The following is a 12,176-nucleotide window of genomic DNA, read 5'->3' on the forward strand; positions in this document are numbered from 1 at the left end:
GCAGGGGCTGCAACGCGGCCCCGGCAGTTTCAGCCCTTGACCACTTCCTGCAGGCGCGCCCAGAGCTGTTCGACATGCTCTCGCTCGGTCGGCAATGCGCCAATCGACACCCGCACCATCCACCGTCCATCCAGCGTCGCCGGCGTCACATAGGCATCCCCGGACGCGTTCAGCCGTTCGGCCCAGCCCTTGGTATGCGCATCCAGCGCCTCCCCTTCCAGCCCCGCAGGCCGATGGCGAATGCACAACGTCTGCAACTGCACCGGCGCCAGCACCTCCCACTCCGCCGCCGCGCCGATTTGCCCGGCCAGCCACTGGGCATTGTCCAGGTCACGCCGCAGCCGTGCCTGCAACGCCTCGACCCCCTCGCTGCGCAGCATGAACCAAAGCTTCAACGCGCGGAACCGGCGGCCCAGCGGGATACCCCAGTCACGCAGGTTCTTCACCTCGCCATCCACCGCCGACTGCAGGTAGCTGGGGTTGGTGCTCATCACCCGGATCAGGTGCTGCGGGTCACGCACATAGTAGATCGAGCAATCGAAGGCCACACCCAGCCACTTGTGCGCGTTGACCACCAGCGAATCGGCCAGCTCGATGCCGTCCCACATCCAGCGGCACTCCGGCAGGATCATCGCCGAGCCGGCCATGGCCGAGTCCACGTGCAGCCACAGGCCATGGGCCTGGGCGATCTCGCCGATCGGCCGCAGCGGGTCGAGGGCCGTGGTGGCGGTGGTGCCGGTGGTCGCGACCACGGCGCAGGGCTGGTTGCCGGCGGCCAGGTCCTGCTCGATCGCCGCCTGCAGTGCTTCCGGACGCAGGGCATAGCGTTCGTCGGTCGGGATCAGGCGGATGTTGTCGCGGCCAAAACCGGCGAGCAATGCGGCCTTGTCCACCGAGCTGTGGGCATGGGCGCTGACATAGACGATCAGCGGCCTGGCCTGGGCTTGCAGGCCGCCGCGTACCAGTGCGTAGTCGCTGGCGCGTTCCCGCGCGCAGATCAGCGCCACCAGGGTACTGGTGGATGCGGTGTCCTGGATCACCCCGCTCCATTGGTCAGACAGGCCCAGCAACTGACGCAGCCAGTCGAGGGTGGTTTCCTCCAGCTCGCTCAGGGCCGGGCTGGACTGCCACGACAGGCCCAGCACGCCCAGGCCAGTGCTGAGGAAGTCACCGAGGACCGACGACAGGGTGCCGTTGGAGGGGAAGTAGCCGTAGAAGTCCGGGTGCTGCCAATGGGACAGGCCGGGCATGACCAACTGGTTGACGTCGTCGAGGATCGCAGCGAAAGGTTCGCCTTGCCGGGGGGCCTGAGCGGGCAAGGCGGCCTTGAGATAGCCGGGCTCGACCTGGGCCATGACCGGGCGCTCGCCGACGGTCTGGCGGTAGTCGGCGATCAGGTCGATCAGTTGGTGGCCGTACTGGCGGAATTGTTCGGGGGTCACCTGGGGTCTCCTGTGGGTTTTTCGCTGCCTGTGCTGGCCTCTTCGCGGGCACGCCCGCTCCCACAGGTATTGCACCAGGCTTGAGAGCGATGCAGTACCTGTGGGAGCGGGCGTGCCCGCGAAGAGGCCGGTACAGGCAACACAATGCCCCAGTCTAGGCACCTATCCCGAAGTGAATAACCCCGCCTCACGCATACCTGCTATGGCAAACCCGCATGCCCGCCCTGCACGCCAAACTGCGACTGGCGCCACAACTCGAACACCCGGTTGCGCAACCAGCGGTGTTCGGCCGAGGCCTGCAGGCGCTGGTGCCACACCACCCAGTAGCGCTGGCTGTGGTCGATGAAGCCCAGCGGCCGCCAGGCCAGGTCATGCAGGCGGCACAGCTGCCGGGCGATGTGCTCGGGCACGGTGGCCAGCGCCTGGCTGTTGGCGATCACCTGCACGGTGGCAGAGAAGAACGGCACTTCCAAACTGACCCGCCGTTGCAGGCCCTGGGCGCGCAAGTGGCGGTCGATGAAGCTGTCCTTGTCGCCTCCACCGGAAATACGCACATGCTTGTGCGCCAGGTAGTCGGCCTGGCTGAGCGCGCCACGGGCGGCCAGCGGGTGGTCGTGGCGCATCAGGCACACCGCGCGGTCCTCACCCAACAGCCGCCCGTGCAGGTTGGGTGGCGACTCGTCGAACAAGGTGGTGGCCAGGTCGATCTCGCCGCTGGCCAGCAAGGCGTACTGGCCGGCCTGCCAGGTGCGGTACTCCAGCGATACACCCGGCGCTTCGCGCTCCAGCGCCGCCACCAGCAGCGGCAGCATGTGCTCGGCCACGTAGTCCGAAGCGGCCAGGCAGAAACGCCGCTCGCAGCGCGCCGGGTCGAACACCGCGGGCTGGCGCAGGGCGTGCAGCTCTTCGAGAACCTGGCGCAGGGGTTCGACCAGGGCTTCGGCGTGTTCGCTGAGCACGTAACCGCGGCCTTGGCGTACCAGCAAGGGGTCGTCGAAGGCTTCGCGCAGGTGGGCCAACTGGCGGCTGAGGGCGGACTGGCTGACGCCCAGGCGCTCGGCGGCGTGGCTGAGGTTCTTCAGCTGCAGCAGGTGGTCGAGGGTGCGCAGGTGGGCGAGGCTGAGGGAGGCGAAAGCGGGGTTCATCGGGGTTCGGCTCCAGACCGCTGGCGAGGGCTTTGCCCTCGTTTCGCGACACAAGGCCGCTCCTACATGGGTCATGCGTTCCCCTGCAGGAGCGGCCTTGTGTCGCGATGGGCCGCAAAGCGGCCCCAGAGAAGCAGATCAGTCAGTCAGACCAACATAAACGTTCTGCACGTCATCGTTCTCGTCGATGGCTTCGAGGAACGCTTCCACCTCGGCCAGCGCCTCGGCACTCAGGGTTGCCGCGCTCACCGGGTTCTTCGGGGTGTAGCCGATCTTCGCCGAGGTCACGGTGAAGCCATGGTCCGGCAGGGCCTTCTGCACCGCGTCCAGGTCGGTGGTGTCGGTGATGAATAGGGTCGAACCCTCTTCGTCGCCTTCCTCGAAGTCCTGGGCACCGGCTTCGATGGCCGCCATTTCCGGGTCGGCGTCGCCGCTCGGGGTGGCTTCGATCAGGCCGACGTGGTTGAAATCCCAGGCCACCGAACCACTGGCACCCAGCTGGCCCTTGCGGAACAGCACGCGGATTTGCGCGACGGTGCGGTTGACGTTGTCGGTCAGGCACTCGACGATCAGCGGTACCTGGTGCGGGGCGAAACCTTCGTAGCTTACCGCCGAGTACTGCACGGCATCGCCGTCCAGGCCCGCGCCCTTGCGGATTGCGCGTTCCAGGGTCTCGCGGGTCATCGAGGCCTTCTTGGCCTGCTCGATGGCCAGGCGCAGGCGTGGGTTCATGTCCGGGTCGGCGCCGGACTTGGCGGCGATCTGGATCTCTTTGGACAGCTTGCCCATGATCTTGCCTTTGGCGTTGGCCGCGGCTTCTTTATGTTTGGCTTTCCACTGTGCGCCCATGTCGACTCTCTTGTTTCAGCGGCCGGTTCAGGAAGCGACCGGCCAAAAGTGGGTGCAGTTTATACGCCCTCCGGCCTGTGTTCGACAAGAAATCTCATCAGCCTTTATCGGCCTTGCCCGCCGCCGCGGCAAACCGCGCCAACCGCACATCCAGCCTCCGCGGCCGCTGCCCACGGTCCTCGGCCCGCTCCTTGCGGCGGATGGCATTGCGCACCATCAGCGAACCCAGGTAGCGGATCGGCTCGGGCGGGAACAGTCCCAGCGGCCCCTTGACCAGCGGCGAACGGGTCCATGGGTTGTCCAGCCCCAGCGCCAGCGACGACAGAATCTGCCCGCCCATGTGGCACGGCCCGACGCCGCTGCCGGAGTAACCAAAGCCGTAGAACACGTTGCCCTGCCCGTCCAGCCGGCCAAAGAACGGCAAACCGGTGACCGAGCGGTCGGACGGCCCGTTCCAGCTCGCCGCCAGCGGCACCTCGGCCAGCGCCGGGAAAAACCCGCCCAGGCTTTCACGCAGCAGCGGCCGGTACGGCGACGGCTGGTCGAACACCGGCAGGATGTGCCCGCCATAGGCGAAGGTATTGCCGCCCTTGCCGAGCATCAGCCGACCATCGGAGGTGTTGTGGTAGTAATGCACGAATATCCGCGAATCGAGCACGCTGATGCCGCTGTCCAGGCCGACCTGGTGCAACAACTCGGGGCAAGGTTCGGTGATCACCATGTCGCTGGAAACAATCGCCACGCTGCGCTCGAACTGTGGGAAAGCCCGCGCCATCCAGGCATTCAGGCCCAATACCACGCGGTCGGCGCGCACCGTGCCATGGGCCGTGCGCACCTGCACCGGGGCGCCGTGCTCCAGGCCGGTCATGGCGGTGCCCTCATGGATGCGCACGCCGCGCTGCAAGGCCACCCGGCGCAGGCCGCGCACCAGCTTGCCCGGCTGCACCGTGGCCGCGGCCGGCGAGAACCAGCCTTCCAGGTGCCGCGCCGAACCCGCCAGGCGCTGCACCTGCTGCAGCGGCAGGCGGCGAAACGAATTGATGCCCTTTTGCTCCAGCGCGGCGATCACCGCGTCGGTGGCGCCGACCTGCGCGGTGTTGGTGGCGGTGTACAGCGTGCCGTCCAGGCGGTAGTCGCAATCGATGCCATTGGCCGCGCAGAACGCGCCGATCTCACCGATGCTGCGCTCGGACTCACGCACCAGGCGCACCGCCTCGGCCACCCCGAACAGCCGCTCGAGGGTGAAGTACTTGGCCGACCAGGACAACGCACAGCCACCATTGCGGCCACTGGCACCGGCACCGCAGATATCGGCCTCGATCAGCACGATATCCAGGGCCGGCACCGCTTCCTTGAGCATCAGCGCGGTCCACAGGCCGGTATAGCCGCCGCCGACGATGCACACATCGCAACGGGCATCGCCTTGCAGCGGTGGGCACACCGCCTCTTGCGCCGAATCCAGGGCCTGTTGCAGCCAGAAGGGTCTCATTCGCTCGCTTTCCTTTCAGGTACGCAGTGGCTTGATTGCCATGCTGGTATTCGGGGCCACGTCAGTGCTTTGCGCAGCGCTGGCCGGGCGGCTGTTCCAGTGCGGCAGCAGCACCAGCGCCGAGAACAGCGCGCAGCCGGCGAACACGATGAACACCGTGACACCATCGAAGTACCCCGGCAGCAGCCCGCCCAGCACCGCTCCCACCGAGCCACAGCCGTTGACGAAGCCTGCTGCGGTGGCGCCGGCCTTGGCAGTGCCGAAGTCGATGGCCGCAGCGCCGCTGATCATCGAGTCCGGCCCGTACAGGGTCAGGCCCATGACGAACAGCAGGGCCACCACCAGGATCACGCTGCCGGTGTGCATGGCCGCCATGAACGCCGCCAACGCCACGGTCAGCAACACCAGGCTGATGACACAGGCCGGCATGCGCCGGGCGCCGAACAGCTTGTCGGAGGCCAGGCCGATGATGATCGGGCCGAGCAGCCCGGCCAGTTCGAAGGCTGTCGGGATGATCGCTGCCCCCACCTTGCCCACCGAGGGCATCTGCTCGAAGACGATCACCGGCCCCCACAGCAGGATGGCGTAGCGCGCCGGCTTCAACAGGAAGTACGCCAGCCCCAGGGTCAGCACCGTGCGGTTGCGCATGATCTCCTTCAGCGGCGCCCACACGCTGCACAGGTTGCCGGCCGGGGCCATGCTTTGTGGCTCGGGCTCCACCGCCGGCAGGCCGACGTCTTCAGGCTTGTTGCGCTGCAGGAAGAAGAACAGCACGGCCACCAGCGCCACCACCGCGGCACTGGAGAAGAACGCCGCGTGCCAGGTACCGACCAGGGTATAGGCCCACCAGCCGGCGAACGGTGAGGCCACCAGGCCGCCGAAGGCATAGCAGGAACTCCACAGGCCCAGCACCCGCCCACGCTGCGACGCCGGGAAGAAGCTGCCGATGTTCTTGCACAACCCGGCCCAGCCGGTGGATTGCGCCAGGCCCTGCACCAGCATGCAGGTGGCGAAGATCGGGAAGGTGGCGTAACTGCCCATCACCACCGCCGCAGCAGCAGAAATCAGCAGGCCGCCGAGCACCACCACGCGTGGGCCAAAGCGGTCGGCAAGCATGCCCCAGGTGAACTGGCCCACGGCGTAGGCGGCCAGGTAGATGGCGTCGAGGTTGGCCATGGCGGCCTTGTCGAGCATGAAGTTGGGGTCTTCACCGATGCCCAGCTTGGCCACCGAGAAGGCCTTGCGGGTGAAGTAGAAGGCGGCGTAGGCCAGCCAGGTAATGGCGAAAATCTGGATACGCCAGCGTTTGAACGCGGCTAGGGATTGATTCATGTAAGTCTGACCTCTTGCTTGAGTGTGCCGGCAGAATGTGAAGAAACGCCTGTCTTGTTCTTGTGTTACGCACAGCGATGACGAGGCTGTCATCGGGTCAGATGGCGCCGTGTGGGTGCCATGGCCCTGGCGGCACTTGTGGTACCAGCGTCGGGCTGACATGCATGGAAACAGTTGCGCTAAGATAAATAAAATCGATTTATCGTATTTCACACATAAGCCCAGCTTGTTACTGAGGTCGTCATGTCGGTTTCCCACGCACAACTCAAGGCCTTCCATGCCGTGGCCGTTCACGGCAGCTTTACCCGCGCCGCCGAAAAGCTGTTTCTTACCCAGCCTGCGGTGTCGGACCAGGTGCGCAAACTGGAGGAGCGCTTCGGCGTCTTGCTGTTCCACCGCAACAAGCGTTCGGTGCAGCTCACCGACCTCGGCGAGCGCCTGCTGGGCATCAGCCAGCGCCTGTTCGCCTGCGAGGCCGAAGCCCATGAACTGCTGCAGGATTCGCGTGCGCTGCACACCGGCAGCCTGGTGCTGGCGGTGGATGCGCCGGTGCACGTGCTGCCGCAGATCGCCCGCTTCTGCCAGCGCTACCCGGGCATCCAGGTGAAAATCGAGACCGGCAACACCGACGAGTCGCTGGCCCGGCTGTTCAGCTACCAGGCCGAGCTGGCCCTGCTGGGGCGGGACGTCGACGATGAGCGGCTGCACTGCCTGCCGCTGCGCCGCGACCCGATGGTGGCGTTTGTCTCGCACCAGCACCCATGGGCCAGCCGCGGCGCGATCAGCCTGGCGGACCTGGACGATACGCCGCTGGTACTGCGCGAGCCCGGGTCGGTGACGCGGCAGACGCTGGAAGAAGAAATGCAACGAGCCGGGCTGCGGATTCGCCCGGCGATCCAGGTGGAAGGCCGGGAAGCGGCGCGGGAAGCGGTGGTGGTGGGGATTGGTGTGGGGGTGGTGTCGGCGGCGGAGTTTGGTGCGGATGCGCGGGTGTGCGCCTTGCCGATCGTCGATTGCCAGCGGCACCTGACCGAGACACTGGTGTGCCTGAGCGAGCAGCGCACGCGGCGGGTGGTGGCGACCTTCCTGCAGATGGTTGAGGAAGGGTTGTAAGCCTGTGCCGGCCTCTTCGCAGCACAAGGCTGCTCCTACAGAATTATCGCATCCCCCTGTAGGAGCAGCCTTGTGCTGCGAAGAGGCCGGTACAGGCAACCCAACTATGCTGGGATAACCTCAACCCTCGGCACACAACCCATGCTCTACCGCCTTGCCGCCGACACCCTGGTCCTGCTGCACCTGCTCTTCATCCTGCTGGTGCTGTTCGGCGGCCTGCTGGTACTGCGTTGGCGCCCTGCCCTGCTGCTGCACCTGCCGGCGCTGGCCTGGGGCCTGGCGGTGGAATGCCTGCACCTGGGCTGCCCGCTGACCACCTGGGAAAACCGCATGCGCAACGCGGCTGGTGACGCAGGCTACCAGGGCGGCTTCGTCGAGCACTACATCTGGCCGTTGATCTACCCCGCCGGGCTGACACCGCACATCCAGCTGCTGCTGGGCACTTTTGTGCTGCTGCTCAACCTCGGCATCTACAGCTACGTGGCCTGGCGCTGGCGCCGCCCTAGCGGGTAGCGATCACGAACAGCCGCGGGAACGGCAACAGCACCTTGCCATCGGTGGCCGGCGGGTAGTCGCGCTGCATCGCCTGCAGATACATCTGCAGGAAATCCGCCTGCTCCTGCTCCTCCAACCGCCCCAGGTACGGACGCAAGGCCGAACCCTTGAACCATTCCACCACGGCTTCCGCGCCACCGGCCAACGGGTGGTGGTAGGTGGTGCGCCACACATCCACCCGCGCGCACAGCGGGCTGAGCAGGTCGTAGTAGAACGCCGCGCTGTGCCGCGGCGGCAGCTGGAAATCAGCGAACTTCGCCGCCCAGGGGCCCTGGCTGGCGATTTCGCGCAGCTGCCGGTGGGCCGGCTCGTCGAGGTTGTCCGGGGTCTGCACAGCCAGGCTGGCACCTTCGCTCAGCTGGCGCACCAGATGCGGGTACAGCGAGGCGTGGTCGGGTACCCATTGCAGCGAGGCATTGGCCAGGATCAGGTCCTGCGGCTCGGGGGCGGACCAGCCGGCAATGTCACCGACGACAGTGCGCACCCGGGGGATGCACAGCCGTTTACGTTCGCGGGCCTTTTCGATCATGTCCGGGTCACTGTCCAGGGCCGTCACCTGGGCATCCGGGTAACGTTGCAGCAGCACCTCGGTGGAATTGCCAGGGCCACAGCCCAAGTCGGTGGCGTGGCGTACCGGGCGTGGTGGCACAGCGGCGAGCAGATCGCGCACGGCGCGGGTACGCTCGTCTTCGAACAGCGAATACTGGGTGGCGGACCAGGCCATGTGAAGCTCCTTTGGGCGGGCAATGTGTTCAGCATATGCCATGTAACGGGCTACGCGATCCCTGTAGGAGCGGCCTTGTGTCGCGATCGGGCCGCAAGGCGGCCCCAGCGATAGTCGCAGCAATCGAGAAATCTGGGGCCGCTTTGCGGCCCGATCGCGACACAAGGCCGCTCCTACAACGTCGCACAAGCCGGAACTGGCCCAACAACGCAAAACGGCCGGGTCCCTGAGGGAGCCGGCCGTTTCGAGAAGCGAGTGACGCTTAGTGCTGCTTGCCAGTGCGGATCTGATGCACCACACCCATCGCCACCACGATTGCCGCGGCGATACCGGTGGAGATCACCAGGATCTGGTAGTCAGGCATGAAGGCCATGGTTACCAGGGCGGCCACGATGAACGCGATCACCAGGTAGGTCAGCCATGGGAACAGCCACATCTTCAGGCGTACTTCCTTGCCTTCGGCAATCAGCTTGCGGCGCATGCGCAGCTGCGAGAAGGCAATCACCAGGTACACCAGCAGGGCAATCATGCCGGTGGTGTTCATCAGGGTTTCCAGCACGTCTTTCGGGCGCAGGGTCTCGCTGAAGTTGATCAGCGCACACACCACGGCCACGGCGCACGAACCCATGATCGCGTACACCGGTACACCGGTGCCGGCGCGGGTGATCTTGAAGAACGACGGCGCGTCGCCACGCTGGGCCAGGGAGAACAGCATGCGCGAAGCGGTGTAGTGGCCCGAGATCAGGCAGCTGCTCACCGAGGTCAGCACCACGAAGTTCATCAGCAGCTCGGCATACGGCACGCCCAACAGCTCCAGGGTGCGGCGGTAGGCGCCGTAGCCGGAAACGCCCAGGTGCGGGTCGTTCCACGGTACCAGGCAGACGATCAGGAAGATCGAACCCACGTAGAACAGGCACACACGCCAGACCACCGAGTTGGTCGCCTTGACGATCTGCGCGGCCGGGTCCTTGGCTTCGGAAGCGGCGATGGTGACGATTTCCGCGCCGAGGAAGGCGAACATCACCCCGAGCAAGGCACCAATCACGGTGGTGATGCCATTGGGCATGAAGCCTTCGGCGGTGAGGTGGCTGATGCCACGTACTTCACCGAACTGCCAGATGTTCAGCACGGCAGCGGTACACACGATCAGGAAGCAGACGATCGCGATCACCTTGATCAAGGCGAACCAGAACTCGAACTCGCCGTAGTGCTTGACGTTGAAGAAGTTGACGGTGATCAGCAACAGGGTCGTGGCCAGCACGAACACGTTGACGCTGACGTCGGGGAAGAAACCATGCAGGATCTTGCCCGCCACATAAGCTTCCCAGGCCATGAGGATGACCCAGTACCACCAGTACAGCCAGCCGATGGTGAAACCGGCCCAACGGCCGATGGCGCGATCGGCGTAGGTGGAGAACGAACCGGTGTCTGGCGAGGAAGTCGCCATTTCACCCAGCATGCGCATGATCAGTACCACCAGGATGCCGCCTGCCAGGTAGGCCAGCACAGCGGCTGGGCCGGCGCTGTGAATCACGCTGCCGGAACCGACGAACAAGGCGCCGCCGATAACCCCGGCGATCGACATCATCGTCAGGTGGCGCGACTTGAGCGAGGCACTGAGCTTGCTCTCGTGCCCGCTTTTCGCGGTGGTGGTTGTGGATGTTGCGTCCATCAGTTGTGTACCCCGTGCTTCTTTTTATCCAAGGAAAACTGTGAAACCCCGATGGCTGGCGGTTTCACGTACATCAGTGCTAATGCGCGCAGGATGGTGTGAGCGAACACACGCAGGCCTTCCATGGCGGCCTGCTGACGCGCCCCAGGGCAGGCGCCTGGGGCGAACTGAACATGCTTTAGGTGGCGATATCTGACACCTAATGTAAAAATGTCCGACGCAGAGAGCCATGCACAGTGGCATGAAACTCGCACTGCACTGTACAGGTCGCCCATGCAATACACCTTGCAAGCGCCGGGCGATACGCACCCTGAAGGCCCCGAATGTTCGAATTACATCCAGACTCCTCGACCCCGCTGGTGAACCAGATCATCGACGGGCTGCGCGAGTTGATCGACAACCAGACCCTCAAGCCAGGCGCCAAGGTCCCCTCGATCCGCGCCTTTGCCGCGAGCTATTCGGTGAGCACCTTCACCGTGGTCGAGGCCTACGACCGTCTGGTCGCCCAGGGCCTGCTGGTGAGCCGGGGCAATGCGGGGTTCTTCGTCAACCGCGCGGCGGGCGAATTGCTCGACCCGCACAACGCCGAGGCCGACACCAGTCGACCAACGTTCAACTCCGAGTGGTACCTGCAGCAGATCTTCGAAATCCGCCAGCTGCCGTTCAAGCCTGGCTGCGGCTGGCTGCCCAACGACTGGATGTACGAAGACGGCCTGCGCCGCGGCCTGCGCCAGGTGGCCGGCAGCCCGCTGGAGCTGTCGGGCTACGGCGACCCCATGGGCCTGATGGAACTGCGAGCACTGACCGCACAGAACCTGCAGCAGGAACTGTCTATCGTCGCCAACCCGGCGCAGCTGATGCTTACCCATGGCGCCAGCCAGGCCCTGGACCTGGCCGCGCGCACCCTGGTGCGCCCGGGCGACGTTGTGCTGGTGGACGACCCCGGCTACCCCAACCTGATGAGCATCCTGCGCACCCAGGGCGCGACCCTGGTCGGCGTGCCGCGCACACCGGCCGGCTACGACCTGAACCAGCTGGAACAGTTGCTCACCCATCACCGCCCCACTGCATTCTTCACCCAGCCGCACCTGCACAGCCCGACCTGCTCGCGCACGCCGCTGCCGCAGCTGCACCGCCTGCTGCAACTGGCCAGCCAGCACGGCTTCCGCCTGGTGGAGAACAACCTGTACGCCGACATGGTCGCCGAGCCGCAGCCGTGCCTGGCCAGCCTGGACCACCTGCAGCAGGTGGTGTACGTGGGCAGCTACTCCAAGAGCATTTCGCCCAATGTGCGGGTCGGCTACATGCTGGCCAACCCCGAGCTGATGCAGAAGCTGCTGCACCTGAAGATGCGCTCTGGCCTGACCACTTCGCAGGTGATGGAGCGCGTGGTGTATGCCGCGATCATCGACGGGCGTTGGCGCAAGCACCTCAAGCGCCTGCGCCAGCGTTTGGCCGAGGCGCACCAGGAAGTTGGCCGGCATCTGCATCGGTTGGGCTTCGAGCTGTTCATCGAGTCGGATGAAGGGATGTATATCTGGACCCGCCACCCGGCGATTCCGGACAGCGCGGCGTTGCTGGATGATGCGTTGGAGAAAGGCATCATGCTCGGGCCCGGGCAGTTGTTCATGGTCGATGCCAAGGCGACCGGGTGGATGCGGTTCAACGTGGCGTTCAGTACCGAGCCGGCGATGTGGGAGTTGCTGGAGAAGGTGTTGGTGAAGCATGTGCGCCGGGGTGGGGTGTAACGGATTGCGGGGTGTTCGCCACAACACCTTCAGCGCCTATGAGATCGAGCGCCGCCCGCGCGGCGCTTCGCAGCACAAGGCTGCTCCTACATCTGTTTCGGGCCAGT

At 65.6% G+C, this 12,176-nt stretch carries 11 protein-coding genes; 3 read left to right on the plus strand and 8 right to left on the minus strand.

What is annotated here, in order from left to right; translation table 11 throughout:
- Positions 1-29 precede the first annotated feature (29 nt).
- The 5 genes from ACGLHT_RS26170 to ACGLHT_RS26190 form a co-directional block, all read right to left on the minus strand.
- Entirely contained in the window at positions 30-1,442 is a 1,413-nt protein-coding gene (locus ACGLHT_RS26170; RefSeq protein ID WP_137163576.1) for a DOPA decarboxylase, read from the minus strand.
- Between the two features lie 200 nt (positions 1,443-1,642).
- Positions 1,643-2,587 carry a LysR family transcriptional regulator gene (locus ACGLHT_RS26175; RefSeq protein ID WP_025338607.1) on the minus strand — a complete coding sequence of 315 codons (945 nt, stop codon included), beginning with the start codon at positions 2,585-2,587 and terminating at the stop codon, positions 1,643-1,645.
- 138 nt (positions 2,588-2,725) lie between these two features.
- Positions 2,726-3,436, minus strand: coding sequence for a YebC/PmpR family DNA-binding transcriptional regulator (locus tag ACGLHT_RS26180; RefSeq protein WP_025338606.1), 711 nt, complete (start codon positions 3,434-3,436; stop codon positions 2,726-2,728).
- Positions 3,437-3,533: 97 nt separating this feature from the next.
- The gene (locus ACGLHT_RS26185; protein WP_274079510.1) at positions 3,534-4,925 is read right to left on the minus strand and encodes an FAD-dependent oxidoreductase; all 1,392 of its coding nucleotides are present in this window, start codon (positions 4,923-4,925) and stop codon (positions 3,534-3,536) included.
- Between the two features lie 15 nt (positions 4,926-4,940).
- Positions 4,941-6,257, minus strand: a complete 1,317-nt coding sequence (locus ACGLHT_RS26190) for an MFS transporter (RefSeq protein ID WP_085592731.1) — start codon at positions 6,255-6,257, stop codon at positions 4,941-4,943.
- 243 nt (positions 6,258-6,500) lie between these two features.
- Here ACGLHT_RS26190 and ACGLHT_RS26195 point away from each other — a divergent pair, with 243 nt between their 5' ends.
- Entirely contained in the window at positions 6,501-7,370 is an 870-nt protein-coding gene (locus tag ACGLHT_RS26195; RefSeq protein WP_274120257.1) for a LysR substrate-binding domain-containing protein, read from the plus strand.
- Positions 7,371-7,511: 141 nt separating this feature from the next.
- Entirely contained in the window at positions 7,512-7,883 is a 372-nt protein-coding gene (locus ACGLHT_RS26200) for a DUF2784 domain-containing protein (protein WP_137163572.1), read from the plus strand.
- On the opposite strand, the gene tam is transcribed toward ACGLHT_RS26200, so the two are convergent.
- The 3 genes from tam to ACGLHT_RS26215 all read right to left on the minus strand — a co-directional run bounded on the left by tam (position 7,873) and on the right by ACGLHT_RS26215 (position 10,596).
- Complete coding sequence (tam, locus tag ACGLHT_RS26205; protein ID WP_085592733.1) at positions 7,873-8,649, minus strand: trans-aconitate 2-methyltransferase; 777 nt, start codon at positions 8,647-8,649, stop codon at positions 7,873-7,875. The genes ACGLHT_RS26200 and tam overlap by 11 nt on opposite strands.
- A 262-nt stretch (positions 8,650-8,911) precedes the next feature.
- Positions 8,912-10,321, minus strand: a complete 1,410-nt coding sequence (locus ACGLHT_RS26210; RefSeq protein WP_025338600.1) for an amino acid permease — start codon at positions 10,319-10,321, stop codon at positions 8,912-8,914.
- Positions 10,321-10,596 (minus strand): hypothetical protein, encoded by a 276-nt coding sequence (locus ACGLHT_RS26215; protein ID WP_085619209.1) that lies wholly within the window; start codon positions 10,594-10,596, stop codon positions 10,321-10,323. The genes ACGLHT_RS26210 and ACGLHT_RS26215 overlap by 1 nt, the downstream gene beginning before the upstream one ends.
- Before the next feature lie 48 nt (positions 10,597-10,644).
- Between ACGLHT_RS26215 and ACGLHT_RS26220 the strand changes: the two genes are divergently transcribed.
- Entirely contained in the window at positions 10,645-12,069 is a 1,425-nt protein-coding gene (locus ACGLHT_RS26220; protein WP_015269943.1) for a PLP-dependent aminotransferase family protein, read from the plus strand.
- The last annotated feature ends 107 nt before the right edge of the window (positions 12,070-12,176 follow it).

It is taken from the genome of Pseudomonas sp. PsB, assembly GCF_043658375.1.
Lineage (GTDB): Bacteria > Pseudomonadota > Gammaproteobacteria > Pseudomonadales > Pseudomonadaceae > Aquipseudomonas > Aquipseudomonas putida_Z.